The 26705-nt window shown below is 36.9% G+C and carries 26 protein-coding genes and 3 tRNA genes; 12 read left to right on the plus strand and 17 right to left on the minus strand.

The genetic code is table 11. From position 1 onward, the window contains the following. Positions 1 to 247 precede the first annotated feature (247 nt). The 3 genes from ACYT6F_RS05335 to ACYT6F_RS05345 all read right to left on the minus strand — a co-directional run bounded on the left by ACYT6F_RS05335 (position 248) and on the right by ACYT6F_RS05345 (position 500). Positions 248 to 331: transfer RNA gene (locus tag ACYT6F_RS05335), tRNA-Leu, on the minus strand. A 5-nt stretch (positions 332 to 336) separates the two neighbouring features. Next, a tRNA-Gly gene (locus ACYT6F_RS05340) sits at positions 337 to 412 on the minus strand. Positions 413 to 418: 6 nt separating this feature from the next. Beyond that, positions 419 to 500 (minus strand) — tRNA-Leu (locus tag ACYT6F_RS05345). Between the two features lie 179 nt (positions 501 to 679). Between ACYT6F_RS05345 and ACYT6F_RS05350 the strand changes: the two genes are divergently transcribed. The 3 genes from ACYT6F_RS05350 to ACYT6F_RS05360 are packed head-to-tail and all read left to right on the plus strand — an operon-like array spanning position 680 to position 2648. Beyond that, entirely contained in the window at positions 680 to 1057 is a 378-nt protein-coding gene (locus ACYT6F_RS05350; protein ID WP_169231615.1) for a DUF3127 domain-containing protein, read from the plus strand. Between the two features lie 60 nt (positions 1058 to 1117). Further along, the gene (aat, locus tag ACYT6F_RS05355) at positions 1118 to 1768 is read left to right on the plus strand and encodes a leucyl/phenylalanyl-tRNA--protein transferase (protein ID WP_472600215.1); all 651 of its coding nucleotides are present in this window, start codon (positions 1118 to 1120) and stop codon (positions 1766 to 1768) included. Continuing rightward, positions 1758 to 2648, plus strand: coding sequence for a DMT family transporter (locus ACYT6F_RS05360; protein ID WP_472600216.1), 891 nt, complete (start codon positions 1758 to 1760; stop codon positions 2646 to 2648). The genes aat and ACYT6F_RS05360 overlap by 11 nt, the downstream gene beginning before the upstream one ends. A gap of 44 nt (positions 2649 to 2692) precedes the next feature. On the opposite strand, the gene ACYT6F_RS05365 is transcribed toward ACYT6F_RS05360, so the two are convergent. From ACYT6F_RS05365 to ACYT6F_RS05390, 6 genes are all read right to left on the minus strand, one after another. Next, positions 2693 to 4081 (minus strand): tetratricopeptide repeat protein, encoded by a 1389-nt coding sequence (locus ACYT6F_RS05365; protein ID WP_472600217.1) that lies wholly within the window; start codon positions 4079 to 4081, stop codon positions 2693 to 2695. Positions 4082 to 4204: 123 nt separating this feature from the next. Further along, positions 4205 to 5587, minus strand: a complete 1383-nt coding sequence (gene glmM / locus ACYT6F_RS05370; protein ID WP_472600218.1) for a phosphoglucosamine mutase — start codon at positions 5585 to 5587, stop codon at positions 4205 to 4207. Between the two features lie 233 nt (positions 5588 to 5820). Next, positions 5821 to 7854 (minus strand): ferrous iron transport protein B, encoded by a 2034-nt coding sequence (gene feoB / locus ACYT6F_RS05375; protein WP_472600219.1) that lies wholly within the window; start codon positions 7852 to 7854, stop codon positions 5821 to 5823. Then, positions 7854 to 8060, minus strand: coding sequence for a FeoA family protein (locus tag ACYT6F_RS05380; protein ID WP_248389313.1), 207 nt, complete (start codon positions 8058 to 8060; stop codon positions 7854 to 7856). The genes feoB and ACYT6F_RS05380 overlap by 1 nt, the downstream gene beginning before the upstream one ends. Positions 8061 to 8232: 172 nt before the next feature. Next, a complete protein-coding gene (locus tag ACYT6F_RS05385) occupies positions 8233 to 8526 on the minus strand; it encodes a hypothetical protein (protein ID WP_472600220.1) in 294 nt (97 codons plus the stop codon). A 211-nt stretch (positions 8527 to 8737) separates the two neighbouring features. After that, positions 8738 to 9643, minus strand: a complete 906-nt coding sequence (locus ACYT6F_RS05390; protein ID WP_472600221.1) for a GLPGLI family protein — start codon at positions 9641 to 9643, stop codon at positions 8738 to 8740. Between the two features lie 200 nt (positions 9644 to 9843). Between ACYT6F_RS05390 and ACYT6F_RS05395 the strand changes: the two genes are divergently transcribed. The 7 genes from ACYT6F_RS05395 (at position 9844) to ACYT6F_RS05425 (ending at position 15862) form a co-directional block, all read left to right on the plus strand. Next, positions 9844 to 10359, plus strand: a complete 516-nt coding sequence (locus ACYT6F_RS05395) for a hypothetical protein (RefSeq protein ID WP_472600222.1) — start codon at positions 9844 to 9846, stop codon at positions 10357 to 10359. A 21-nt stretch (positions 10360 to 10380) separates the two neighbouring features. Next, positions 10381 to 11220 (plus strand): YoaK family protein, encoded by an 840-nt coding sequence (locus tag ACYT6F_RS05400; RefSeq protein WP_472600223.1) that lies wholly within the window; start codon positions 10381 to 10383, stop codon positions 11218 to 11220. 261 nt (positions 11221 to 11481) lie between these two features. Then, positions 11482 to 13269, plus strand: a complete 1788-nt coding sequence (gene mutL / locus ACYT6F_RS05405) for a DNA mismatch repair endonuclease MutL (RefSeq protein ID WP_472600224.1) — start codon at positions 11482 to 11484, stop codon at positions 13267 to 13269. Positions 13270 to 13272: 3 nt separating this feature from the next. Then, positions 13273 to 14001: a rhomboid family intramembrane serine protease gene (locus ACYT6F_RS05410; protein WP_472600225.1), complete on the plus strand. Its 729-nt coding sequence runs from the start codon at positions 13273 to 13275 to the stop codon at positions 13999 to 14001. Positions 14002 to 14007: 6 nt separating this feature from the next. Beyond that, positions 14008 to 15012: an endonuclease/exonuclease/phosphatase family protein gene (locus tag ACYT6F_RS05415; RefSeq protein WP_472600226.1), complete on the plus strand. Its 1005-nt coding sequence runs from the start codon at positions 14008 to 14010 to the stop codon at positions 15010 to 15012. 83 nt (positions 15013 to 15095) lie between these two features. Beyond that, positions 15096 to 15437 (plus strand): hypothetical protein, encoded by a 342-nt coding sequence (locus tag ACYT6F_RS05420; protein ID WP_472600227.1) that lies wholly within the window; start codon positions 15096 to 15098, stop codon positions 15435 to 15437. 17 nt (positions 15438 to 15454) lie between these two features. After that, positions 15455 to 15862, plus strand: a complete 408-nt coding sequence (locus ACYT6F_RS05425; protein WP_472600228.1) for a hypothetical protein — start codon at positions 15455 to 15457, stop codon at positions 15860 to 15862. 54 nt (positions 15863 to 15916) lie between these two features. Here the strand turns inward: ACYT6F_RS05425 and ACYT6F_RS05430 are convergent, their stop codons facing one another. The 3 genes from ACYT6F_RS05430 to ACYT6F_RS05440 all read right to left on the minus strand — a co-directional run bounded on the left by ACYT6F_RS05430 (position 15917) and on the right by ACYT6F_RS05440 (position 18775). Beyond that, positions 15917 to 17431, minus strand: a complete 1515-nt coding sequence (locus ACYT6F_RS05430) for a GH3 auxin-responsive promoter family protein (RefSeq protein ID WP_472600229.1) — start codon at positions 17429 to 17431, stop codon at positions 15917 to 15919. Positions 17432 to 17539: 108 nt separating this feature from the next. Beyond that, positions 17540 to 17950, minus strand: coding sequence for a BrxA/BrxB family bacilliredoxin (locus ACYT6F_RS05435; protein ID WP_309429114.1), 411 nt, complete (start codon positions 17948 to 17950; stop codon positions 17540 to 17542). A 129-nt stretch (positions 17951 to 18079) separates the two neighbouring features. Beyond that, complete coding sequence (locus ACYT6F_RS05440) at positions 18080 to 18775, minus strand: NUDIX hydrolase (protein ID WP_472600230.1); 696 nt, start codon at positions 18773 to 18775, stop codon at positions 18080 to 18082. 123 nt (positions 18776 to 18898) lie between these two features. Here ACYT6F_RS05440 and ACYT6F_RS05445 point away from each other — a divergent pair, with 123 nt between their 5' ends. Beyond that, positions 18899 to 19540 carry a DUF1579 domain-containing protein gene (locus ACYT6F_RS05445; protein ID WP_472600231.1) on the plus strand — a complete coding sequence of 214 codons (642 nt, stop codon included), beginning with the start codon at positions 18899 to 18901 and terminating at the stop codon, positions 19538 to 19540. Between the two features lie 59 nt (positions 19541 to 19599). Then, complete coding sequence (locus ACYT6F_RS05450; RefSeq protein ID WP_472600232.1) at positions 19600 to 20376, plus strand: hypothetical protein; 777 nt, start codon at positions 19600 to 19602, stop codon at positions 20374 to 20376. Between the two features lie 67 nt (positions 20377 to 20443). Here the strand turns inward: ACYT6F_RS05450 and lepA are convergent, their stop codons facing one another. The 5 genes from lepA to ACYT6F_RS05475 all read right to left on the minus strand — a co-directional run bounded on the left by lepA (position 20444) and on the right by ACYT6F_RS05475 (position 26678). Continuing rightward, positions 20444 to 22240 carry a translation elongation factor 4 gene (gene lepA / locus ACYT6F_RS05455; RefSeq protein WP_169231635.1) on the minus strand — a complete coding sequence of 599 codons (1797 nt, stop codon included), beginning with the start codon at positions 22238 to 22240 and terminating at the stop codon, positions 20444 to 20446. Between the two features lie 142 nt (positions 22241 to 22382). Beyond that, on the minus strand, positions 22383 to 23411 hold the full coding sequence (locus ACYT6F_RS05460; protein WP_472600233.1) for a hypothetical protein: 1029 nt from the start codon (positions 23409 to 23411) through the stop codon (positions 22383 to 22385). Between the two features lie 16 nt (positions 23412 to 23427). Continuing rightward, the gene (locus ACYT6F_RS05465; protein ID WP_472600234.1) at positions 23428 to 24468 is read right to left on the minus strand and encodes a hypothetical protein; all 1041 of its coding nucleotides are present in this window, start codon (positions 24466 to 24468) and stop codon (positions 23428 to 23430) included. 71 nt (positions 24469 to 24539) lie between these two features. After that, a complete protein-coding gene (locus ACYT6F_RS05470; protein ID WP_472600235.1) occupies positions 24540 to 25565 on the minus strand; it encodes a hypothetical protein in 1026 nt (341 codons plus the stop codon). A gap of 81 nt (positions 25566 to 25646) precedes the next feature. Next, entirely contained in the window at positions 25647 to 26678 is a 1032-nt protein-coding gene (locus ACYT6F_RS05475; protein ID WP_472600236.1) for a hypothetical protein, read from the minus strand. Positions 26679 to 26705 lie beyond the last annotated feature (27 nt).

Below are 26705 nucleotides of genomic sequence, written 5' to 3' on the forward strand. Positions count from 1 at the left end.
TTTGAACAACGTTCATTTATTTTAAAAATTGAAAATTACAGTCATTTGATCTTTGTGAAATTGCAATTAACTACATAAGATCCAGAATATTAATATTTAAAGGTAATTAAAGAAATAGGTGAAGAATACTGTTTTGAGAACTGAAAAAGGTATTGTTATGGATAAAAACGGGAATGGTGTACCTTGATTGTAAAGGCATAAAAAAAGCTCTCTTAAAAAAGAGAGCTGTATGCTGATTTTCAGCTAGTACCCCAGGCGGGACTTGAACCCGCACGCCAAAAGAGGCACAGGATTTTAAGTCCTGCGTGTCTACCAGTTCCACCACCAGGGCAGGCGTGGAGCGAAAAACGGGATTCGAACCCGCGACCCCAACCTTGGCAAGGTTGTGCTCTACCAGCTGAGCTATTTTCGCAAACTGTGCGGATGAAGGGACTCGAACCCCCACGCCTCTCGGCACCAGATCCTAAGTCTGGCGTGGCTACCAATTACACCACATCCGCGTGTTTTTGTTTTACTGAATTTTTAATGATCTTCTCTCGTTTTCAGTGGTGCAAAGATAGGATAAATTCTTTTATCTCCAAACTTTTCCGCAGAAAAAATTAAAATTTTTACATTTTTTATTCCCAACCTGTTTTATTACATTTCATTTTATTACTTTTACATCGTTAATTAATATGATATGGAATTACAAGGAACGGTAAAGAAACTTTTTGATGCTCAGACTTTTGCGAGCGGTTTCCAAAAAAGAGAAATGGTTATTTTAACCCAGGAGCAGTATCCACAGCCGATAAACATAGAATTTTTGTCTGATAAGATCAGTTTATTAGATAATCTCAGAGAAGGCGAAAATGTAAAAGTTGGAATCAATATCAGAGGAAGAGAATGGGTTTCTCCCCAAGGTGAAACGAAATACTTCAATTCCATTACAGGATGGAGAGTGGAAAAAGTTTCTGACAATGCTTCAGAACCTACTCAGGCCTCACCTTCCCAGTCTGCATCTTCAGTTTCCAATGAAAACCCTTTCGCCGGAGACGATGATGATGATTTGCCTTTTTAATAAAGAATACAATTGAAATACAAATCCTGCTTTCTCAAGTGGGATTTTTTTTCCTGAAAAATGATTCGACTAGACGAAAATGAGATTTCTTTTCCTGATCCGGAACTATATGACGGCCACGAGGGCGTAATTGCTTTTGGAGGCGACCTGTCTGTAGAAAGAATCTGGTTTGCATATCAGCTGGGTATTTTTCCTTGGTTTAATCCTGGCGAAGAAATTCTCTGGTGGTGTCCCGATCCGAGATTTGTACTGTTTCCTGAAGAAATAAAGGTATCGAAATCCATGAAAAAAATACTGGACCGGAAGATTTTTACCTTCACAGAAAATACAAACTTCCGAGAAGTCATTAAAAACTGCCAGGATATCAGCCGTAAAGGACAGTCAGGAACCTGGCTCTCTGACGAGCTTATGGAGTCTTTCATCAAACTTCATGATTATGGGCTGGCAAAAAGCATAGAAGTGTGGCAAAATGAAGAGCTGGTGGGCGGTTTTTACGGCCTTCAGATCGGAAATGTTTTCTGCGGAGAAAGTATGTTTTCAAAAGTCAGTAATGCCTCAAAAGCAGGATTTATCCATTTTGCCCAAACCTATAAAAACAAGCTGGAACTCATCGACTGCCAATCCCACACAGAACATCTGGAAAGTCTTGGTGCAAGAATGATTCCCAAACAGGAATTCCTGAAAATTTTACAAAGAAATAATGAATACTGATAGAGAAAAATGGATTCTCCTGATCCTCCTGAGCATGATCTGGGGATCTTCTTTTATTTTAATAAAAAAATCACTGGAACATTTCAGTCCTTATCAGGTGGGTGCTTTAAGGGTATTGATCGCCGGAATCATCCTGATGCCGATTGCCATCTCTAAGTACAAACTTTTTCCCAGGAAACATCTGAAATGGCTTTTGCTAGCCGCTTTTACAGGAAATTTTATCCCGATGTTTCTTTTTCCCATTGCGGAAACAGAAGTCAGCAGCAGTATTGCCGGAATCGTGAATTCGATGATGCCGATTTTTGTGATCATCGTGGGAGCATTGGTATGGAAGTTCGGAACCACAAGACGGCAGATTACAGGAACTTTAATAAGCTTTACCGGCGTTTGTCTTCTGGCTTTTGGTGGAGATGCGGAAAGCGGGACCTTTAAGCTGATTCCTATTTTGCTGCTGTTAATGGCCACTTTGTGCTATGCAGTAAGCACAACTACGGTAAAATCAAAATTAATGGATATTTCCTCTACGGTGCTTTCTGCATTTGTCTTTGCATTTGTATTGCTTTTGCCTTCCGTGATTGCACTTACTTTTACGGGATTTTTTTCAACATTTAGTCTTGATAAAGATCATCTGACGGGGCTGATGTTTGTAAGCTTGCTTTCGATTTTCGGAACCGGACTGGCAATGATGATGAATTACCGTCTCCTGAAAGTTTCCTCTCCTCTGTTTGCTTCTACGGTTACTCTCTTAATGCCGATTGTTGCTATTATTTGGGGCATCCTGGACGGCGAAAAGCTTACTGCATTACAGTTTGCAGGAGCCGGAGTTATTATTGCGGGACTTATCTTTCTGAGAACTAAACCTAATGTTATAAAAAAATAAATCCCGCTTTTTTGCGGGATTCTTTATAGATAAATTAATTTAAATTAACCTTCGGAATTTTTCTTTTTTACCCTGGCTTTTGCTTTTTTCACCTCATCTTTAATGAAAGGATATTTTTTCTGCATATCCGAAACCAGAGATGGATCAAGATCCAAAGCCTGAAGCAGTACTTCTTTGCCCTTTTCCTGGTCTTTCAGGTTGAAATAACAATTGCTGAGCTGATAATACAATTCTGCTCTGTGATGCGCTTTTACGGCTTTATTTAAAACAATAATCGCTTCTTCATATTCACCTAGCAGCATCAATACTTCAGAATAAGCATACCAATTATAAAATCTTGACGGTTCTGCATCCACCAGCTTTTTGAGACAGGTAAGGCTTTCTTCAAATTTTCCGGCATCAATAAATAAAAATGCCAGCCTTTTCTGATAATCAAGATTATTTTCATTCAGATGAGTAGCTTCTCTGGCAAAATGCAATGCTTCGGTCATGCCGCCCATTTCTTCATAAATGTAGGATTGCTCCATCATCGCCAGGTAAAACTGTGGATCTTCCCGTAATGACTTCTGAAAAGCGTTTAAAGCAACAATCGGTTGTTTTAAGGCTTTATAGCAAAGTCCTATTTTATAAAAAGTAAATGCCTTTGTGTATTCCAGCTCAAGCATCTCTTCGTAAACGGCAATCGCTTTTTTATAATCTCCTAAAGCCTCATAACATGCTGCCTTATTGGCATACACTCCTACGGAGCTTGAGTTGATGGCCAGTAAATAATCGTAGCCTTTTATTGCTTCTTCATAATTTTTCCTGTTGAAGTAGAACTGTCCGTATTCAAACCAGGCAATTTCCGAATAGGCGTATTCATCTAAATATTCATTCAAAAAGGCAATCGCCTCATCGCTCTTATTCAGGTCGGAAAAGCAGACCATACAGTTTTCCAACGCATAATCATCAGTAGGATCTTCTTTAAGAGCCTTCCTGTAATGTTTAAGGGCGTTAAAAGGATCTCCGAGATTCACATATTCATCTGCAATAAAGTTGTGAAGGAAGTTTTCTTCTTCTTTCAGTTCCAATGCTTTTTTACAGATATCAATGGATTTTCTTGGGTTTCCTAAATTCGAATAATACTTCGCGTAGCAGACCAGAAAGTCTGTGTTTTCCATAGAAGAACCTTTCAGCTCATCGATCAGCTCCTTCGCTGTATTATACTCTTCCCATTCCAAAAGAATTTCAAGTTTTTTGATCTTGATGTCTAAGGAATTGGGATGCAGCTTAAGGCCATAATTGACTGCAGTATCTGCATAATTAAAGTCTCCAAGCTCCAGATAATAAACAATAATGTCTTCAAGCTCTTCTGTATCGAAGTAGAATTCATCATTATTTTCCATCATTTCCTCGAACTTTTTTACAAGTTCATTTCCAAAATATTCTTCCAATATAAAACAGTTTTAAGATTTAAGACCAGAGATATGAGATATACTAATACTCGCTTCTGAAAATCTTAGTTTTAAATTTAATAATAAATACGATTAAAATGATGAAAAGGTTGTTAACTTTTATTAAATCAAGCTATTGATTTTAGCTATCATTTCATCACCTAACCGGTCGGCTTCTTCCTGCGATTTAGCCTCGGTGTAGATTCTGATAATAGGTTCTGTATTTGATTTTCTTAAATGAACCCAGTTGTTTTCAAAATCTATTTTTACTCCGTCTACTGTGGAGACCTCTTCATTTTGATATTCTTTTTCCATTTTGGTTAAAATATCATCTACATTTATTTCCGGGGTAAGCTCGATTTTCTTTTTACCCATGAAATAGCTAGGATAACCTGCTCTTAGTTCAGAAACTGTTTTGTTTTCTTTGGCAAGATGCGTTAAAAACAAAGCAACTCCCACTAACGAATCTCTTCCGTAATGAAGATCAGGATAGATAATTCCTCCGTTTCCTTCGCCACCGATAACCGCATTTTTCTCCTTCATTAATGTAACTACATTCACTTCTCCAACTGCACTTGCAAAATATTCCGAGTTGTGATTTCGGGCTACATCTCTTAATGCGCGGCTTGATGATAGGTTTGAAATTGCAACGCCATTTTTATTTTTCAACAAATAATCTGCAACGGCAACCAGCGTATATTCTTCTCCGAACATTTCACCTTTCTCGTCGATTAAGGCTAATCTGTCTACATCCGGATCTACAACAACCCCGAAATCTGCGCCTTCTTTTTTTACCAGCTCGCAAATATCTCCTAAATGCTCTTTCAACGGTTCAGGATTATGCGGAAAATGACCGGTTGGCTCACAGTATAATTTTACCGTTTCGCATCCCAGTTTATCTAAAAGCATCGGAATAGCAATTCCTCCAGTTGAATTTACAGCATCCAATACTACCTTGAACTTTTTAGCTTTAATAGCTTCTGCATCTACCATCGGCAAATCCAGAATCTGCTGAATATGAATATCAAAAGCATCATCTCTTGTTTCATACTTTCCTAAATTATCTACTTCCGCATAGTTGAAATCTTCACTTTCTGCAAGGGCTAAAACTTCAGCTCCGTTTTCTCCGCTGATGAATTCACCTTTATTATTGAGTAATTTCAGAGCATTCCACTGTTTTGGGTTGTGAGAAGCCGTTAGAATAATTCCTCCGTCAGCTTTCAGTTCCGGAACCATTATTTCCACGGTTGGCGTAGTGGAGAGTCCCAGATCGATTACGTTGATTCCCAACCCTTGTAATGTAGCGGTAACGAGAGAAGAAACCATCTGCCCGGAAATCCTTGCATCTCTACCAATAACGAGGGTAAGGTCTTTTTTATTGCTGTTATTCTGGAGCCAGGTTCCAAATGCGGAAGCAAATTTTACCACATCAAGCGGCGTAAGGTTATCGTTTACTTTACCTCCGATAGTTCCCCGGATTCCTGAAATACTTTTTATTAGTGACATTATGGGTGTTTTATAGTTTAATTTTTGAATAATTTAATTATAAGCAAAATTAAATATTATTTGTCACACCACATCAGAAAGTTATGAACAACCGCAATCCTTATCACAGTTTGTTCGCCTAGAGCTGAACTTTTTCGGTGCAAAATTCTTTCTAAGTATTCTGAACAGCGAATAGCAGGCAAATGCTACAATAAGCAGAACAACAATATATTGTAAAATAAGTGAAGAATCCATTATTTTAAGATTTGATATGCAAACATGGACACAAAATATGCCAAACCTGTCATCATTACCACCTGTAAAGCTGTCCATTTCCAGCTTTTGGTTTCTCTGTAGACTACTGCGAGTGTAGAAACACACTGCATTGCAAATGCGTAGAAGAGAAGGACTGAAACTCCTGTTGCAAAACTGAAAACTTTTTCACCATCCGGTTTTACATCTCTTCTCATTTTATCAATGACTTTCACCTCAGGCGCATCATCTTCAAGGCTGTACAGTGTGGACATTGTTCCTACAAAAACTTCTCTTGCGACAAAGCTTGTGAGAATCCCCACCCCCATTTTCCAGTCATAGCCCAGAGGTGCGATTACCGGCTCGATCCCTTTACCCATTTTGGCAAGATAAGAGTGATCCAGTTCAACATTAGTTGCAACAAACTGATCCGGCTTTTGCTTAGGTCCGAAATAGCTTAAAAACCAAATAATGATGCTTACGATGAAAATAATTTTCCCGGCTCCTGTAATGAAGTCCCAGACTTTACCCAACACCATTTTAAGATCATATCCAAAAAGAGGCTTTTTATAGGTTGGCAAATCCATTACGAGATAAGTTTTTCCTTTATTTTTAATAAACCTGTTAAGAACAGCGGCTGAAAATAAAGCGACTACAAAACCCAACAGATACATTCCCATCAATACCAGCGCTTTATATTTTATCCCTAAAAATGTTCCGTCTGAGATAATCAACCCGATAATAATACTGTAAACAGGAAGCCTTGCAGAACACGTCATGAAAGGGGTCACCAGAATCGTCAGTAATCTTTCCTTGAGGTTTTCTATATTTCTTGTGGAAATAACAGCCGGAATTGCACATGCAGTCCCGGAAACCAAAGGAACAATACTTTTCCCGTTCAGTCCGAAGGGCCGAAGAAGCCTGTCCATCAGAAAGACCACTCTTGCCATATATCCCGAATCTTCCAGCAGATAAAGAAAATACAATAGAATTCCGATCTGCGGCGCGAAAATGACAATACCTCCGATTCCCGGAACGATTCCGTTGGAGATCAACGAATTCAGCGGTCCTTCCGGCAAATGCTCTCCTGTAAAAGCAGAAAGCCAGGCAAAAAAATCATCGATCCAGTTCATCGGATATTCTGCCAGGAAGAAAACGCTTTGAAAGATGATTAAAAGAATCATCATGAAAACGACATATCCCCAGAATTTGTGAACCAGTATTTTATCTAATTTTTCGGTTAATAACTCTTTGAACTGAGGTTTTTTCGAAATAACATTTGATAAAATACCATCAATATTCTGATACCTTCTTACGGTTTCCTGTACCTGCAGTCTTTTCGGAACGAGACTTTTTGAGTCAGGCTCATTAATCTGCTCAATAACGGAATTTATTTTTCCTAAATCTGTACCAAGAGACAGCGTAAGCCACGTTTTATATTCGTTGTCAACACCTTTATGTACCGCTACTTTATGAATAAAATCTTTATGTTCGGCAGGAATTTCAAAAGACTGAGCAGAGGTTTTCAGAAAATTATTTTGGAAAACAGCCTCCTTCAGCTCTTCTATACCAATCTGCTCTTTTGCATTGGTGCGGATGATTTTTATGTCTAAAGATTCGGAAAATTTATCAATATCAATAGAAATTCCTCTTCTTTCGGCCTGATCAATCTGATTGACTACGAGAATCATTGGAATTCCGAGATCCTGAATCTGCTGAAACAGCAGCAGCCCTCTTTTTAAGCTTAATGCTTCAAGGATGTAGATTACTCCGGCGTAATCTTTCTGATTGTCCATCACAAATTTCGAAAAAATAGCTTCATCTTCGGAACTTGGATAAATACTGTACGACCCCGGCAGATCCACAACTTCTACCGCTTCATCTTTATAGGTATAAAATCCGGAATGGCTGGCTACGGTAACGCCGGCATAGTTTCCGGTCTTCTGCTTTTTGTTGCAAAGCGCGTTAAAAACCGTAGATTTTCCTACATTCGGATTTCCTACTAACAGGATTTGTTTTTTATGATTTCCCTGCATCAATTCAATTCTTCAACAATGATATATCTGCCCTCTTCTTCTCGGAGTGCAATACGGCTTTTCTCTTCCCCGAATTCTACATACATCGGCCCTTTGAAGGGAGCCTGATACAGAATCCTGAATGAAGTTTCCGGAAGAAGCCCCATTTCAATAATTTTGTTAGGCATTTTAAGGCTGTCGTTATCATACCCTAAAATCTTTCCCATCCTGTTTTTGGGAAATCCACTTAACTTATGTAAACCCATCTCTTTCAAAGCCAAAATTTTGTATGCAAATATACGCTATTTAAATTTAATCTAAATAACATATTAGTATGAAAGAAATCAACCCAAATGCAAAAATACATTTGGGTTGATTCATCAAGTTAAATTAGAAAATCTAAAATCCAGCCTCCTCCAACGCTATACACTTTCCATAGTCAGGAATATAAGGTATTAATATCTGAGATAATACACTTTCATAAATAAAACACATTGTTGAAGGAGAGATGCCTGAAGTATTACTTTTTTTAATAATAATCTTCTTCTCTGTTTTTTCTTCTTTAATACTTTTTTTTGCAACTAAAACTTTTTCATCTTTTTCAGGTGAATCAATTTTGTTTTTTGGTTTTTCTGTTCTTGCAAATACAATTGTTGACAACATCAAAACTGATGCAATGAGAGTTTTTTTCATAGAATTTATTTTTATTTGAAATACTAAAATATATATTCTTTTATAGAAATCAAACCTAAGTGACATAATTACATCCTAAATAACTTTCTTTAGCCAAAATTTAACATTCGTTAAGGAAAATTATAAATCTAATATCTTAATCCAATTAAAAAAAATCAGCCCAAATATAAATATTTGACCCGATTTTAGATATAATTTGATAATATGAATGTTATTTTTTTCTCTTTTCTATGACTTCAGCTTTTTCAATTGGATTATCGTTGGCGTTAAAGAACTCTTTATAGATTTTTTCCTGCTTTTTAATCATATCACCTACTGTACCATCCATTCCTGGAACTGTTTTAGACATTATTTCTTGCGAAAGGTTTGGTCTAATTGAAGCAAAGGGATCTTTTTTAAAGTCACTAAACATTTTTTCAAATTTTTCTTTTGAAAACTCAGAAACTTTTAAATTAAGTCCATATATTTTTTCAGCATAAGATAATTCCTCCCAATTTGGTATTTTTTTATTTCCCTGTAAATACCAAGAATAATTTTTATCTTCATCTTCTATTTTCACAATTAGTCCGGGAAGTCCTGAAAACTTGTATGGCCCGTCTTGGAAGGGAAGATCAGTACTAAACCAAGCCGTCCATTTTCTTCCTCCAAATTCAGTAGTCGCTTTTTGGGTATTATATTCTCCAAATTTTTGTTTTTCATTGGTGATTTTCCAATCGAACTTTACATTTTCGTTGTAAGCAATATTAATTGGTGTATTTCCATTTAATACTCTTTCGATATATTGGATATTCATATCAGGATAATGCTTTACAATCTTTTCAGAAAACTTAGGCATCTTGATAGACTTGGACATATCTTTGAATACTCCTGATTTCTGCGCCGCCTCAATTTGAACCTTCATGATCGAGTCTTGAGCAAGCATTGTATAATCTCTGTAAATAGATCTGTCTTTCACGATATCTAAAACAGTCATCACTTTATCCAGTTTTGCAGAATCTTTCTTTGGTTTAAAGGTAAGCTCATAAAAGAAACGGTTGGCAGTTTCTTTAGAGTCTTTGTCCTGAGCGCTTACAAAAGCAAAAAGACCGATAAAAAATATTGAAAATAGCTTTTTCATTGTTTCTGATGTTTATATGGTATTAGTTGCTCATATTGTATTTTTGTTACATTTTTTACGAAATACTTTTAAAGTACGATTTTCAAAATATGGTATTTTTACTATTCTAATCTTATTTTAATCTCTTTAATCACATTTTAATTCTATTCCAAACAGCTTCTAATCCGGTCATTTTAGTTTTGTACCATCGAAAAGATAATATGAACCTAAATCTCAACAATATGACCAGGACGATTTTAATAGCTACCGATTATTCCCTTGAATCTCTGAACATCCTTAAGAAGGTAATGAGGGAGAAAGATGCTGCGGAAGATCCCAATCAATACAATATTCTTTTGGTTTCAGGATATGATATGGGAGATTCTATCAGAGATCTTCTATTCAATACAAAAAGTACGATTTTCAATAAGCTGAGACCACAGGAGTTTTGTGAGGCATACGCTATTATTAAGAATAAATATCCTCATCTCATCAATAAAATTGTGTGCGATGTTTTCACGGGAAGTTTCCAGAGAACTTTTAACAACTACGTAAAAGCTGAAAATATTGAGGAAGCTTATTATTCAGCGTCAATTAAAAGTAAAGGGAACGGAAAGTTTGACCTTATCCCATATATCAAAAAATGTAAAGAGCTTGATTCGCATGAAATTTCCGTAGCGTCTCAGGAACATCTTCCGGAGAAAGGAAGACTGGCAGAAATCTTTGCGGAAGCTTAATCAGGTAATAAAAATTTTAAAATGTTAAGGAATTATAGTAACAGCAGGACGTTGGGAGACAACATAAGACTGGGAACGCTGACTGCCTTCACGGCAGGTACTATAAATATTGCTTCTCTGCTGATCTTTCTCTCGTTTACGTCCAACGTAACAGGACATTATGCCATTCTGGCGGCAGAAATCAGTAAAGCCAACTGGTCGCAGGTTGCCGTTGTGGGATGCTGGATCTTTCTTTTCTTCTTTGGAGGATTTGTATCCAATTTTATGGTGATCAACTTTAATAAGAAAAGCAAATACTTTGCTCATGCCATGCCTTTGGTGCTGGAAATTGCCTGTCTTCTTTTTGTAGGTATTTACGGACAGTTTTACTACCGTAAAACGCTTGAAGAAACAGAATACCTGGTGGCATTAATGCTTTTTGCAACAGGGCTGCAGAATGGTTTAACGGCAAGTATATCCAATTTTTCCGTGAAAACCACCCACCTTACCGGTACCACCACCGACCTCGGAATTTTGTTTTCTATGTTTACCCAGAAAAAATTCAGGAAGAACGGTGAGTTGGTAGCAAGGGCGAAACTGCTCATGAGCATTATGCTGGCTTACGTTCTGGGAGCGGTGTTTTCCGGGCTTACCTATTATTATCTTGAGTTCAGGGTTTTTTATGTGATCAGCCTTTGTTTGCTAGTGGTAATCGGATATGATGCTTATAAAATTCATCTAAGACATTACAACACGCAATACAGATACAGCAAAATATATAGAAAGCCAAACTTTTTAGCTTTTCTGTATGATAAGATCCATGGAAGTTCCGGAATCAAACAAAAAGGAGAGAAAAAGAGGAAACTTATTTTCGAAGAATAAATGCTCTTATAAAATACTTCCTATTTAAAGACAATACATATCAGTATTAATTTTGTGTAAACTAGCTGTGCATCAATCCTCTAATTGCGTAATACAATTGGGGGATTGTGTTTTAAGAAAATCCTTTGCCGCAGTATATTTATCCGGAATAAAAGCATGGCAGGAGTGTTGATATGTTGATAATTAAATTTTAATTCAGGGGGTTTATTGTTTTAATTCTTATTCTGAATGCCTATTTTTGTAAGTTGATTTACTTTTTTTATGTCAGATATTATTCAGCTTTTACCGGATCATGTAGCCAATCAAATTGCGGCAGGAGAGGTGGTGCAGCGGCCTGCATCCATTGTAAAGGAACTTTTGGAAAATGCGATTGATGCCGAAGCTACAAAAATTGAACTGATTGTAAGAGATGCCGGAAAAAACCTGATCCAGGTAGTAGATGACGGAAAAGGAATGTCTGAGACCGATGCAAGAATGGCATTTGAGCGACATGCTACCTCTAAAATAAAGGGAACGGAAGATATTTTTAAAATTGCCACAAAAGGCTTCCGTGGAGAAGCGCTTGCTTCTATTGCCGCAGTTTCTCAGGTAGAATTAAGAACCAAGCAGAAAGATGCAACAATAGGAACCAATATTTATATCGAAGGCGGGGTATTTCAGTTCCAGGACCCTGTTCAGACCGCAGACGGCTCCAATTTTCTGGTAAAAAATCTTTTCTATAATGTTCCTGCGAGAAGAAAGTTCCTTAAAAACAACAATATTGAATTCAGGCATGTTATTGATGAATTTCAGCGGGTTGCTCTGGCGCACGAAAACCTTGAGTTTTCTCTTTTTCATGATGACGAAGCCGTTTTCAGATTAAGAAAAGGAAGCCAGATGCAGCGTATTGTAGATATTTTCGGAAGAAAACTGCAGCCACAGCTGATTCCCATTAAAGAAGATATTATCTGGTGCAAACTTCACGGATTTGTAGCCAAACCGGAAGGAGCCAAAAAAACGAGAGGTGAGCAGTTTCTCTTCGTGAACGGAAGATATTTTAAAAGCCCTTATTTCAATAAAGCGGTACAGGAGGCATTTGAAGGATTGCTCCTGCCGGGATATATTCCTACATTTTTTCTTTTCTTAGAGTTAGATCCCGAAAAGATTGATGTAAATATTCATCCTCAGAAAACGGAAGTGAAATTTGAAGATGAACATCTTATTTTCGCACTGCTTCGTTCCACGATCAAAAGATCACTGGGAATTTATAATGTGGCACCAAGCCTTGATTTTGAAAGAGACCCTCAGTTAGATGAAATCATGCAGAAAACGTTCCCCAGCAAAAGCAACGGAGCCGGAAGCGGATTCATTAAGATGCCGGAAATTATTGTAGACAAAGACTACAATCCGTTTTTGGAAGAAAGAGGCGTAAAGCAGACAGAGATTCAGAATCTTGCTGAGATGTACCATCAGAATATTTCAGCCGAGCCTTCAAAAATCAATCTTTTTGAAGATGAAGATTTTGATGAAGATCTGATGAGACTCCCGAACGGCTACTGGCTGTTCAATAAAGGAGATAAAACCTTAATGCTGGATCTTGGAAGAATGCACAGACTGGTAGTTTCGGAAAATACAAAACCGTTACGGAAAGGAACTACAAACAGCCATTCATTGCTTTTCTCCCTGGAATACCACATGAACGAGATTGAAAAAAACAAATATAAATCTATCAAGAAATTTCTTCCCGAATTAGGATTTGAAATGAGCATTGCCCACGAAAGCGTCCTGAGAATTGATGCTGTTCCGGAAGGACTGAAGGAAACGCAGGTCATGAAATTCTTAGAAAATCTTTTTGAAATTCTTGAGTATAAAACGGAAGAAGAGTTCATGCATTTTTATCAGAACCAATGGAACAAAATGCAATCGAAGTCAAGATTTGATTTTATCTATAAAAAAGACGCGGAACAGCTCATCAGAGATTTTACGGCACTTGGTTTCCCGGAATTTTTACCCAACGGAAAAAGGTGCTTTTTTGAAGTTCCGTTTAATGATTTTAAAAATAAATTTTAAAGTATGTTTAACAGTATCCCCCCGATTACAAGAAATATTATCATTATCAATATCATTGTATTTATTGCAGTTGGTTTTATATTTCCTCAATTTTATGCTTCCCTGTCAGCATTTTATCCTTTTTCACCCAACTTCAGATCGTGGCAGGTGATTACCCATATGTTTATGCATGGAGGATATGCTCATATTATTTTTAATATGCTTACGCTTTGGAGTTTCGGACCCGTCCTGGAACAGGCTTTGGGAGAAAAAAAATATTTGATTTTATATTTTTTAAGCGGATTGGGTGCTTTTTTCCTGTTTAATTTGTGGAATTTTTATGAGGTGCAGGAACTTTCCGTTAAGCTTACTGATGCCAATATTAATGTTTCGGATATTTTTATGAAAGCGGACCTCAGCAAGTTTACTTTTAATCCGGTTCCTTATACAAATAATGAAGATGCTTACAATCTCTATCTGGCATTAACATCACCTATGGTTGGTGCATCCGGCGCTATTTTTGGGGTTGTAGCCGCCTTTGCGACACTTTATCCTGATGCAAGAATCGGAATCATGTTTATTCCGATTCCTATGAAGGTAAAATATTTATTACCAATTATCATCATTGGCTCAGTATGGCTTGGGGTTTCGGGAAATGGCGGAGGAATAGCCCATTTGGCTCACGTTGGAGGCGCATTAGTAGGCTGGCTTCTGGCAAAAATCTGGAAAAAACATTTATATAGATTCAATTAAGATTCCGTGAAAGTCGTTCGTCTTATATTTTTCATCGTACATGTAGGAATAGCTTTCCTGTTGGCCGGAACTCTTCTTAATGCTTACGTGCCGCCGAAAACATTTCCGTGGTTTAATCTGCTTTCTTTAGGATTTCCCGTACTGATGATTGCGTATATTCTGCTCACTCTGTTCTGGATGATCAGCTGGAAAAAAAGAGCATTTGTTTTCTTACTTTTCGGGTTGCTGTTCTTCAAACCGGTCATACGGTGGATCAATTATACGCCTCACAAAAATGAAGTTCCTGATCTGAAAGTGGTTTCATTCAATGCCAGAAGCGGCGTTTATGGAAAAGAAAATATAGAATCTTACATAGACAGCCAGCAGGCAGATATTGTTATGTTACAGGAATACGGCACACACAAAAAATATCATTTTAAAAACCTGCAAGAAGGTCCGGAGAGTTACGTGATTACAATTTTTACAAAACATAAAATTGTAGAACATAAGCAGCTTATTGAGAGTGACTACAACTATAACAATGCCTATGTATCTCAAACCGACCTTGAAATCAGGGGAAAAATGTACAGGCTTATCAATGTATACCTGCAGCCGTTTAAGTTTCAAAAAAGTATGGTAAAGCTTAATGGCGACAGTGAAGAAGATGAACAAAAAGTAAAAGATGTGGTCAAAAGACTTATTCCTACATTTAAAATGCATCAGGAACAGATCGGTGCGATAAGAAAAAGCATTGATGAATCTCCTTACCCGGTAATTCTGGCAGGAGATTTCAATTCGGTTCCAAATTCTTATGAGTATTACCACTTGGCAGAAGGCCTGCAGGATGCTTTTGTGGAAGCGGGAAGCGGAAGCGGTACAAGTTTCCACGATTATAAATTCCCGATAAGAATTGATTATGTTTTTTCTTCAAAAACCGTAAAACCTATAAGTTATAAAGTTGATCGTTCCGTGAAACTTTCCGACCACTTTCCCGTCATTGCAACTTTTAAGACCGAAAACAAGCGTGAATAAGCCCTTCCTCATTATTTCTAATTCTTATAAATTATCACGCAGCTTATTCCTGTAATTGCAGAATTTCCGCTAAATTAGTTCTCATGAAAAATTTGTTTTGTATACTTTTCGTTTCATTAATCTCAGTGGTTTCATGCTCCAAAAAAGAACCGCAGGATCTGTATCCTGCAGACAGTCCTAAAGCAAGCTACGATACGGTAGCAGTAGATTCTTTTTCAGCAGGCGCTACATCTGTGGATGTAGTACGGCAAATCAGAATGTCTTCACAAAAGTATCAGGACTCTCTCAAAGAAGCCTTAAAACTTCAGGAACAGGAGAAAAAGATGAAAGAAGAGCTGGAAAAAGAAAACAAGAAGAAAGCGGAAGAGGAGAAAAAACAGAAAGCCTCCGAACCGACTCCTTCCACCGACATAAAACAGGAATAACAGTAAATTCAATACATATGAAAAAAAACATTTTATCAGGATTAATGATCGCCGCTCTTGTGATCTCATGCACCAAATCAACATCAAAAACCGAAACGGTAGAAAATCCTGACGGAACCGTTACCTCCACGACCACTGTTTCTGAAAGCGAAGTGGGTGTTGATACGGCAAAGATTAATGAAGTAAAAGAAAAAACGCAATCCAGAATTGATGCTGCCGGAGAGAAAATAGACAATGCTGCAGAAGATGCCAAAAATAAGATTGATGCCACAGCAGATAAAACCAAGGAAAATCTTCAGAAAGCAGGACAGGACATTAAAACCGGGGCAAATAAGGTAGGCAAGGATGTAAAAGATGCTGCCGCAAAAGGAGCCGGAAAAGTAGAAGAAGGCGCAAAAAAGCTCAAGGATGATTTAAGCAAATAATATCATCATAGATAAAAACAACCGCAGCGGACGCTGCGGTTTTTATGTTTAAAGTTATTTATTGAGCTCCAGTAAAGGATCAATATATTCTCTGTCGTTGCTCAGTCTGGGCACTTTATTCTGCCCACCCAGTTTCCCTTTGGATTCCAGCCAGCAATAGAAAAGATTGGGTTTTGCAATATGTACAATCGGTCTTTTAAGGGTCATGTTATTGTAGCGCTTCGCCTCATAGTCCGAATTAATGGCTTTCAAATGATTATCAAAAACATCAATAAAACGCTCCAGATTGTCAGGCATTTTGCAGAATTCAAAAATCCATTCGTGAGCACCGCCTTCGTTTTCTTTCATAAAAACAGGAGCCCCCGTAAAGTCAGAAACCGAAGCATTCGTTTCTTCACACGCTTTGGTAAGCGCAGATTCTACATTGGTGATCATCAGTTCTTCTCCGAAAGCATTGATATAATGCTTCGTCCTTCCTGTAATTTTTATCCTGAACGGACTGATGGAAGTGAACACCACGGTATCTCCGATAAGATATCTCCATAAACCTCCGTTTGTCGTAATGACCATAGCGTAATTTCTACCGATTTCTACATCTTCCAGGCTTACCACCTTCGGATTGGAAAGATGGAACTGATCCATCGGAATAAATTCGTAGAAAATCCCGTAATCCAGCATCAGCAGCATTTCATCACTGTCTGATCTGTCCTGGATTCCGAAAAACCCTTCGGAGGCATTATAAATTTCGTAATAGTTGATATTTTTCCCTATAATCTGCCTGTATTGTTCCCTATATGGTTTAAAACTGATGCCTCCATGAAAGAAAACTTCCAGATTCGGCCATAGTTCCGAAATATTATTTATGTCGGTTTCTTTTATGACACGCTGAAGCAGCACCATCATCCAGCTCGGAACTCCCAGAATACTTCCTACATCTTCATTTTTAACTTCCGAAGTGATGGCTTTCAGTTTGCTCTCCCACTCTCCCATCAGGGAAACTTTTTTGCTGGGTGTTGTGGTTACTTCTACCCAGAAAGGCAGATTATCAATCAGGATGGCCGAAAGATCCCCAAATTTGGTGTTAAAATCCGCATACAGCTCTGAGCTTCCGCCAAGTCTAAGGTTTTTGTAATTAAAAAGCTGGTTTTCGGGATGATTATTGGCGTAGATGGATACCATATCTTTTCCTGCTTTCATGTGGCAATATTCCAGGCTTTCTGCAGAAATGGGGATGAACTTGCTTTTGGCATTGGTGGTACCCGAAGATTTAGCAAAATGCTTAATATATCCGGGCCAGGTAACGTCCTTTTGACCCTGTCTTGCTTTTTCAATATAGGGTTCAATTTCTTCATAAGTTACAATCGGAACCTTATTTTTAAAATCCTGGTAGCTGGAAACAGAATTGAAGCCATATTTTTTGCCATACTCCGTATCCTCTGCATGAAACAGCTGGGAAAATAAAACTCCTTTTTGTGTTTCAATAGGATGATCTATAAAATTCTGAATCTGGTCTATTCTCTGACGGATAAACCAGTTGACCACAGTATTGAAAAGTGCTTTCGTTGCCATTCCAACAAATATAATAATATTTGCATGTTCAGAGAATACTTTATTATGTTAAAATAAAAAAACCGCTACTTATTTTGTAACGGTTTTCTATTAATATGCTTTTTCCTGTTAGCAGTATTCGTCATAAGCTGCCTGAAGATTTGCAGCAATGGCTCCTGCAGGATTTCCTTCAATATGATGTCTTTCCAGCATGTGCACCAGTTCTCCATCCTTGAAAAGAGCTACACAAGGTGAGCTTGGAGGGAACGGAGCCAGATGCTTTCTTGCTTCTACCACGGCTTCAGTATCGAAACCTGCAAAAACAGTAGTAAGATGATCCGGCTTTTTATCACCTGTTAAGGAATATACTACTCCCGGTCTTGCTGCTCCTGCTGCACATCCGCAAACGGAATTGATTACCAAAAGAGTTGTTCCTGTTTGTTTTAATGCTTCTTCTACCTGCGCAGGAGTTGTCAGGTCTTCAAAACCTTTATCTGTAAGTTCAGCCTTCATTGGCATTACTAAATCTGTTGGATACATATGTTTATTTTTAATTCAGGTACAAATTTAAGCAATTCTTTAGTTTTGTTCAATATATAAAAACTATCAGTCTCTTCAGGTATTAAAATGGATTTTAATTTAAGATCAATAATCACTTAAATGATTAACTTATTTAATTTCAAAATAAAAACCCTGTTCTTCCAATTCCTGATATTTCTCCTGATTAAAGGTAAATAGCTTACCCGGTCTGCCGCTGCCTTCTTTTTTAACATTTTCAGTTTCATTTAAAAGACCATAACTCATTATTTTTTTTCTGAAATTCCTGCGGTCGATTTCCTTGCCTACAATAGTTTTATACAAATTTTCAAGGTCTGAAAAAGGAAATTCTTCATTAAGTAAATTAAAACCTATCGGCTGATACTGAATTTTGGTACGAAGTCTTTTTAAGGCCGTATCAATAATAATCTGGTGATCAAAAGCAAGCTCAGGAAGCTCATTTACACTGAACCATTGGGCGTCATCTGCATCAGAATCGGCTGCAAGCTGATGATATGAAGGGTTTACCAGCCCGAGATAGGTAACGGAAACCACCCTGTTCCGTGGATCCCTTCCTACATTTCCAAAAGTATAAAGCTGTTCCAGAAAATCGGGTTTAATGCCGGCTTCTTCACACAGTTCTCTTCGTACGGCATCATCAAGGTTTTCATCATCAAGAACCAGTCCGCCCGGAAGTGCCCAACCTCCTTTAAACGGCTCAATATTCCTTTTAATGAGAAGAATCTGAAGATCCTTTTTATCAAAATATCCGAAAACAACAGCGTCTACCGCTACTTTTATATCCTGTAACTTTTTTGGAGTGTTCATAATGCTGATTTGCGTTGTGAATACACAAAATTACAATTTAGAAGGATTTTTCGTGCATGAAAATAAAAATTCTTTGCATATTATTTTTTATTACATTTATAAACAACTTAAAACGAACTAATTATGAAAAAATTACTATTCGCTGCTTTTGCAGTTTCTTTATTTGCATCCTGTGACAAAGTGAAAATGGATGTAAAAACGTCTTCCGACAAAGCCGATTCTACCACAAACGAAACGTGGAAACCCGTAGATTCTGCAACAGCTACCAAGGCCTGGATGGACTATGCAACTCCCGGAGCAATGCATGCCATGCTGGCAAAATCCGACGGATCCTGGAATGGTGAAAATACGATGTGGATGGAAGAAGGAGGAAAACCAATGAAAAGTACATCGGAGGCCAATAATAAAATGGTTTTTGACGGGCGTTATCAGGTAAGCGAGCACAAAGGAGATTTTATGGGAATGCCTTTCGAAGGAATGAGCATTACAGGATACGACAATTCAAAAAAGAAATTTGTAAGCACATGGATCGATAATATGGGAACAGGAATCATGAACTTAGAAGGAACCTGGAACGCCTCAACAAAATCTATTGAATTTAAAGGAAAAATGACAGATCCTTCAAGACCCGGTAAAGATTGCAATGTACGGGAAATTCATACTTTTGTGGATGATAACACCCAAAAAATGGAAATGTACGGTCCTGATTCCAAAACGGGAAAAGAATTTAAAACCATGGAAATAAAGTATACCCGTAAAAAATAAATAAAATTGCTTTAGTTTGAAGTGGTTTTTTATACATTTAAAATTCATTAAAGATTTAAATGAAGAGATATTTTTTGTTGTTAATGGTATTGTTAACGGGGTGCAAAGGGGAAAAAATTTTTGCAGATAATATTAATTTGAATTTCCCGAAAGATGAGAAGCTGATTTTTCAGGAGTTTAACGATGATTTGACTCATCGAGGCACATCACTGATCTATATTGGCGAAATCCGTCCTCATATTAACATAAAATATTACAAATATATCACCCCGCCAGCAAAAATTTATGAAAATGATATTCAAAATTTAAAAACAGGAAAAAAATTTGAAGATTCTACTGAATTGGCACAACAATCCTTCTTCAGACCAGAGAAGATTAAAATTCTTGAAACTAACGAAGTTTTTGCAGACCTGTTAAACAGTAAGAATTTATCAGTTCTTGTCAGAGAAAATGATACAATTCCTCTTTATAAACAATCTTACAAAACCAACGAAATAAAGAAATACAAGGCTTTTCCTGTAATTATAAAAAATATTTCCACTAAGATTTTGAAAATTCCTACCGATGCTAAAAATGTTGATCTTTGGATTTCAAACAATACTAAATTTCGATATATACGAAATAGTAATTATAGATTTCAGGCACGCAAGTCCCAAACAATTCAATATTTTGAATTAAATCCGGATGAAATATTAGTTTATTCTTGTCCCTATTTTAAAAAAGGAGAAAAAAGAAAAGCAAAAATCAAATTTGGAAATGCCGAATCAAAAGAATTCCAAATTTCTGTTGACAGAAATATTATAAACAAAATGCTTCATGAAGGATTTATTGAATAAAAAAATCCGCAGAAAAATCTGCGGATTTACTTTTTATCTTTGGCCTTTTTATTTGGCTCATTCATTCCTAATCATTCAGTTTCAAAACAGCCATGAACGCTGACTGCGGTACTTCTACCCTACCAATCTGCTTCATTTTCTTTTTACCTTCTTTCTGCTTCTCCAAAAGTTTTCTCTTTCTGGAAATATCTCCTCCGTAACATTTTGCAGTTACGTCTTTTCTTAATGCTTTGATGGTTTCCCTGGCAATAACTTTCGTTCCCAGCGCGGCCTGAACGGCGATATCAAACTGCTGTCTAGGGATCAGCTCACGAAGTTTTTCGCACATTTTTTTCCCGATGTGATAAGCATTAGAATCGTGAATCAGGGAAGATAACGCATCTACCATATCTCCGTTGATCAGGATATCCATCTTAACAAGCTTAGAAGCCCTGAATCCGATAGGATGATAGTCGAATGAAGCATAACCTTTAGAAATTGATTTTAAGCGGTCATAAAAGTCGAAAACCACTTCCGCTAATGGCATATTGAAAACCAACTCTACTCTTTCTGACGTCAGGTAGCTCTGGTTAACGATTTCACCTCTTTTTTCTATACACAAAGTCATTACCGCACCTACAAAATCTGATTTTGTAATGATGGAAGCTTTAATGAAAGGCTCTTCTACCCTGTCCATAATCGTAGGATCCATCATTTCTGATGGGTTGTTGATCAAAATCGGAACTTCTGGTTCTCTTTTGGAATACCCGAAATAAGATACGTTGGGAACCGTTGTGATAACGTTCATATTAAACTCACGGTCAAGCCTTTCCTGAACGATTTCCATGTGAAGCATTCCTAAGAATCCGCATCGGAAGCCGAAACCTAATGCTGCTGAACTTTCCGGCTCAAAAACAAGGGAGGCATCATTTAATCTCAATTTTTCAAGAGAGAATCTCAGTTCTTCAAAATCTTCTGAATCAATAGGATAAATCCCGGCAAAAACCATTGGTTTTACCTCTTCAAATCCTTCGATCGGTCCATCTGCAGGATTTTCAAATGATGTAATGGTATCACCCACTTTTACTTCACGGGCATCTTTTATCCCCGAAATCAAATATCCTACATCTCCGCACTGGATGGTTTTTTTCGGAACCTGCTTCAATTTCAGAGTACCTACTTCATCCGCTCCATATTCTTTTCCTGTAGCAAAGAATTTAACCTTTTCATTTTTGGAAATGCTTCCGTTTACCACTTTAAAATAAGCCTCAATTCCTCTGAAAGGATTGTAAACCGAGTCAAAAATCAGCGCCTGAAGCGGACCGTCGGGATTTCCTACCGGAGCCGGAATTCTTTCAACGATTTGCTCAAGCAAATGATGAACGCCTTCTCCTGTTTTTCCTGAAACTCTTAATACGTCTTCATATTCGCAGCCGATAAGATTCATGATTTCATCGGTTACCTCTTCAGGATTTGCAGAAGGAAGGTCGATTTTATTTAGAATCGGAATAATCGTTAAATCATTTTCCAATGCCAGATATAAGTTACTGATTGTTTGTGCCTGGATACTTTGTGCAGCATCTACAATAAGAAGCGCTCCTTCGCAGGCAGCTATGGAACGGGAAACCTCGTAAGAAAAGTCTACGTGTCCCGGTGTATCAATAAGGTTTAAGATATATTTTTCTCCTTTGTATTCATAATCCATCTGGATCGCGTGAGACTTGATGGTAATTCCGCGTTCTTTCTCCAAATCCATATCATCCAGCGTCTGAGACTGTAATTCTCTTTGAGTCACCGTATTGGTATATTCCAAAAGACGGTCTGCCAAAGTACTTTTACCGTGGTCAATATGAGCGATTATGCAAAAATTTCGTATGTTTTTCATTTAAGAATCTTGTAATTTGCAAAGATAAGAAAATGCAGGATAATTCCTTACTCTAATTTTCAGCGTGCAAAAATTTACTTTAACTAAAGCAGGTTTGTATTAAAGAGTATTGTAAAGCTGATTCAAAGCAGACATTATTGTGCTATTTTTTTTCAAAACCTTCCGGTAAAATATAATGTCCCGTAAGAGGGTCCAGCGAAACTTCAGATCCGGCTATTGCTCTTCTTTTTTTGGCCGCATTGGCATCAATGGCTGACATTGCGATCGTACCTACTATACTTCCGACTAATCCTGCTACTCCTCCGCCCATTATCAAAACACCAGAGGAATTTTCAGGGAAAAGTTCTTCTTTTTTAACCTCAATGAAAAGCCCCATTTCATCCCTGAAAATTTCAACATATCCCACAGGAATTATTTTATAAGGTATTCCGTTATATACAAAAGCATAACAATTCATAACAGAGATCTTACTTTCTCCATTTACAGCTGTTGTTACAACTCCTTTTTTATTTGTTTGTATCACAAATCCAGGTTCGGGATTATGAGTGAAAAAGCTGTAATAGCTTCTATAAATGCCATCTTTTAAACTGTCTGTTTTTAAAATATCGAGCTTATCCTTCAATATAGCTGCATAATCTTTCAGCTCACTTTCGGAAAGACTGTACTCCCAAGGTTTTTTCTGATAGGAAGTTTTAATTAAATCAGCCAAAATAAGTGTGACTTTTTTGGATAAGCTTTGAGCCAGATAAGGTGTAACACGAGATGAAACGGTTGCTGCGGTATCTTTTCTGTATAGGAAATGGTAACCGTCTTCTTTTTTAATGAAGGTACTTGCCTTTAGTTCAAGCTTAGCAATGGAAGATTTTTCCTTTTTGTCTTCGCTTATTTCTATATTTTCCAGCAATACGACGAAATCGTCTTTTCCCCTTTCTTTGTTTTCCTTATAAAACCAGTCCTGAATGTCTTTGTCGGCATTGTTTTCGAAGGTAACATTTACCTGGTCTTTGTGGTACATTACAGATCCAATTTCCTTACTTGGCCTTTGGTCAATTACTGTAAATGTTTTGATAGAATTACTTCTGTCTCTGATTGATCTGGAAAGGTCAATCGTTTCGGTTTTCTGTGCCTGAAATAATGCAGAAAAGACTAAAAAGAAAAATATTATTTTCATATTTAAACGAACTAATTTATTTGGTAAAAACATAACCTCCCGTTAAAGAATCTATATAGACATCGGTTTCCAAAGTAGACCGATATCCTATTCCGTTCATGGCTCCGCCGTTAGAGCTTGATGCTGAATCTATAGCTGCTCCGATAAGTGCTCCTACCACGCCTCCCGCTATAGCGCCAACAAAAACACCTCCGGTTTTTGCCTGCAAAAAAAGATTGACTCTTGAAGTGTGAATATAAAATCCTTTCTGGTCTTTACGCATTTCATCAAAACCTACAGGCGTGAGTTTATAGGCTTTGCCTCCTTCTACATAACAGTACATCTGTGATATTGAAGTCTGAATATCTTTATACATCAATCTTACCACTTCGCCTCTCCCGTTTTTCTTTGTATAATAGTCCGGGTTGGGATTCTGCTCACGGAAGCTCTTAAAATTAAGATAAACTCCGTCCTTAAGTTCCGGGTTATTGAATGCTTTATAATCTTTGTTCAGATATTCATCGTAATTGTTTATTTCGCCTTCAGGAATGTAAGATCCGGTGATATTCAGAAAATATGCAGCTTTGATAAATTCTGTAATTACATCAGAAGTTTCTGAAGCCAGAAATCTTTGCGGATGCGCTGCTGTTTTAGGATTGCTGACGATCACATTATCATAACGGTTGATAAAATAATACCTGTCATTTCTTTTAAGGAAAGCAGAAATTCTGATCTTTGCTTTACCATAAGGAAAATCTTTATTATCATCCTGTTCATCATAAAATTTCAGATCTTCAAGCATGATTATGATATCATTTGTTCCTACTTTCTTATTATCCCGGATAAATTTGTTTTCTATATACTCCTTCAGATTTTCATGCTCGAATTTTATTTCTACTTTTTCATCTTTATCGGTAATTATTCCAATACGTTTATCCGTTCTGTTGTCAATAAAAGTAATTGATTTTGTCCTGGAATTTTTGTCTTTGATATTCTCATTCAGCTTAATCAGTTCAGATTTCTGAGCCGCAAACAATGTCGAAATAATAAGCAATACCAGTAAAACGCTTTTTCTCATAAATTAATCTTGTACTATTAAATCAGGTTAAAACAATATTTGTTTTGAGAAGCCTACTTATAATTAAGTTATTATTGAAAACTAAAATTACCGGTTAAAGAATCTATATACACTTTTCCCATAGCCGGAGATTTGAAACCTTTTCCGTTTACTGCCGCCTTATGTGATCCGGAATCGATGGCTGCACCAATTGCCGCACCTACAAGACCGCCTGCAACAGCTCCAATAAGAACTCCGTTCCCACCTTTCTCTGTAAAAAGCTGAGTTCTGGATGCGATGATGTAATATCCTTTTCCATCTTTTTTCATTTCCTTAAAACCTGCCGGTGTAGGAATATATGCTACTCCTCCATCTACATAAGAAAAGGTCTCGTTGATAGAAATTGCAAGGTCTTCCTTATTTTTTATTCTTACCACATTTCCTTTTTTGTTTTTTTCAAAGAAATATCCTTCCGCAGGCTTTTGTTCTGTAAAACTTTTGAAATTAAGATACACACCGTCTTTCAGCTTTTCGTTAAGAGACTTGTTGTTTTTATCAATATACGACTCATAATTTGCGATATCATTCTCAGGAATATACTGCCCTGAAACAGTATTGTTATAAGAACCTTTTATAAATTCCGCAATGATTTCTGCGATGGTGAGAGAAAGGTATTTTGAGGCAGTAGATGTTCTTTTCGGATCACATACGATAACATTATCAAACCGGTTAATAAAATAATAATTATCATTTCTTTTAAGGAAGCTTGAAATCTTTATTTTCGCTTTTGAATATTTTTCTTTGTCATTCTGTGCCTGCTCGTCATACACCTTCAGTTCTTCAAGATACAGAACGATGTCCTTGTTTCCTGTTGTCTTATTATCTTCTGCAAACCAGCTTTCGATTAAATTTTTCAGATCTTCCTCCGGAAGCCTTATCTCTGCTTCTCCTTTTTTATTAGATATTTTCCCGATCACTTTATCTTTTCTTCCGTCAATTAACGTAAGAGATTTTGTAAGCGCTTTTCGATCCCTGATATTTTCTTTGAATTCAATCGTTTCAATTTTCTGTGCAGAAAGAGAAACCGAAAACAGGAAAAACAGAATAAGTTTTTTCATTGATTAATTTTCCTGCAAAACTACGAATAACTTTAAACTAAACGACTCACAATAGATTGAATTAATTCTCTGACATTTCAATTATTCCGCTTTTTCGGCATTTAAAATATCTACGAAATCATATTGTCCGGTCATCGGATCAATGTAGATTTCCTGAACCGTTTTTTTGCTTCCTGATTTTGGACTGTACATTATTGCATCAGCAATTGCCCCTGCGAGTCCGAACATTAATCCTAATTTAAGGTCATACTGCGGAGGGAAAAGTGAATCTGGTTTTGTTAAAAGAAAAACTCCTTTTTCATTTTTAAAAACTTCCTGAAATCCGGAAAATGTATTTTTATAAGCTTTTCCGTTTTCTACAAATACGTAAGCTTTATGTAAAGGAATCTTCTTTTTTTTCCCGTTCTCATTTTTTACGGCTCTGTAGGGCTTCCCTTCTTCAAATCTTTCTATGACATAATTTCCTTCTTCCGGTGTCTGTCTGAAAAAAGAATTATAATCAAGATAGATCCCATCTTTAAAAACTTCATTTTTAAAAACGGGGAAATTGCGGACATATGTTTTATAATCAGAAACTTCATCAATACTAAGAATATAATTGACTGGTTTTGCCTTATACGTCCTATCAAAATATAATGAAAACAAATGATGAATATTCTTTACCATAACATCAGAAACATCCCTATGGCTGAACATGAAAACAGTATCTTTTTTATAAAGAAATTTGTATTTATCTCCTTCTTTTACAAAACTTTGTACAGAAAAATTTATCCTTCCGATATTCCTCCTCTCCTCTGTTTCTTTTACTGATAGGTCTAAATTATGTAATACTAAAACAAGATCTTGTTTTCCTCCTTTTAGATTGCTTTTCTGGTACCAGCCAACAAGATCTTCTTCAGCACTTTTAGGAAATGAAACTTCTTTCATTTCCCTGTTTTCTCCAAAAGGCAGAAATCCAATGCTTTTATTTATTCTTTTATCGATAACAATTAATGAATTGTAATCTCCTTCTCCGTTATTCGGAATATCACCTTTTAATTTAATAAATTCCTTGTTTTGAGCGAATGCATTCAGCATCAAAAGCACCATCATCATTTGCAAGAGTCTTTTCATAGATTAATTTTTCCCGTAAAACTACAA

Source organism: Chryseobacterium sp. NG-CE01, from assembly GCF_055695505.1.